Origin of the sequence: Streptomyces roseus (assembly GCF_001044425.1) — a bacterium.
GTDB lineage: Bacteria > Actinomycetota > Actinomycetes > Streptomycetales > Streptomycetaceae > Streptomyces > Streptomyces roseus.
Genome location: NZ_LFML01000127.1, coordinates 74,531 through 75,908, shown reverse-complemented (window position 1 = coordinate 75,908; position 1,378 = coordinate 74,531). Strand labels below are relative to the sequence as shown.

General features: G+C 79.4%; 1 protein-coding gene. It reads left to right on the top strand.

The window, feature by feature from the left end; translation table 11 throughout:
* On the top strand, positions 1–1,378 hold a 1,378-nt coding region (locus ACS04_RS29370; RefSeq protein WP_167352609.1), incomplete at both ends, for a phosphodiester glycosidase family protein.

Here is a 1,378-nt window from a genome sequence, read left to right as displayed (position 1 = left end):
GGGCGCGGGTGCGCCGGGCTCGCGGGCGCATCGTCCGGAGCGTCCCGAGCCCGGTACGACCCTGCTGGCGGCGGCCGCGGGGGACAAGGCCGCCACGGCCGAACTCGCCGCCCTGCGGCCGGGGGACCCCGTGACCGTCACCGCCCGGCCCGTCCCGGATGGCGGGCCGGTCCCGGTGGCGGCCGTCGGCGGGCGGGAGGCCCTCGTCGTGGCCGGCGTCCCGCAGGACCACGACGGCGAACCCAACAACACCGCCGCCCCGCGCACGGCCGTCGGGTTCTCGCGGGACGGACGGCGGATGCGGATCCTCGCCGTGGACGGCCGCCAGCGCGACAGCGGCGGCCTCACCCTGACCGCGCTGGGCGCGCTGATGCACCAACTGGGCTCGTACGAGGCCCTGAACCTCGACGGCGGCGGCTCCACCACCCTGCTCGCCGGGCTGAGCGGGGCGACGGCCCTGGCGCTGGAGAACTCCCCTTCGGACGGAGCGCTGCGGCCCGTCGCGAACGGGCTGGTCCTCACGGCCCCGGTGGGCTCCGGGCGGACCGCCGGGTACCGGGTCGAATCCGTCGGCGCCGCCGCCGGGGAACCCACCCGGGTCTTCCCCGGGCTCACCCGGACCCTCACCGCCACCGGGTACGACGCGCTGCTGGGTCCGGCCCCGGGCGCTCCGGAGTGGTTCGCGCAGGGGGCGGGCACGGTCGATGCGGGCGGGGTGTTCCACGCCGTGCGCCCCGGCTCTGCGACGGCGCACGCCCGGCGCGCGACGGCGCACGGCGCGCTCCCGGTCACGGTGCTCGGCCCGCTGACCCGCATCCGGCCCACGCAGCCCCGGATCGGGCTCGCGGAGCGGGGGGAGAAGGCGGGGTTCCGGCTGACCGGGTTCGACGCGCAGGGGAGGGCCGCGGTCGTGGAACCCCGTGACGTGGCCCTGGAGTTCGACCGGTCACGGTGGGACGTCGCCGACGACGGACGGGGCGGCTTCACCGTCACCGCCCTCGTCCCCCGGGCCACGGGCCACCTCCGTGCCGCGGTCGGGGCCGCCCGGGTGGAGATCCCCCTCGGCGTCGGGCTGGAGACGCTGCCGGTCACCGATCTGGCCGATGCCGGGGAGTGGACCGGACCGGGTGCCTCCGTGGCCGAGGGGCATCCGGGGGCGGGCCTCGCGCTGGAGCTGCCCGCGGCCCGGGCCCGGGGCAGCGCCGCCCCGCCGCGGCCCCTGCCCGTGCCGGAGCTGGCCCGTTCGCTGACGCTCTGGGTGGGCGGCGACGGTTCAGGGGCCCGGCCCGCCGTCGCACTGGCCGACGCCGACGGGGCCGCCGTCGAGGTGGCCGGGCCCGCCGTGGACTGGAGCGGCTGGCGGGAGGTCACCCTCGCG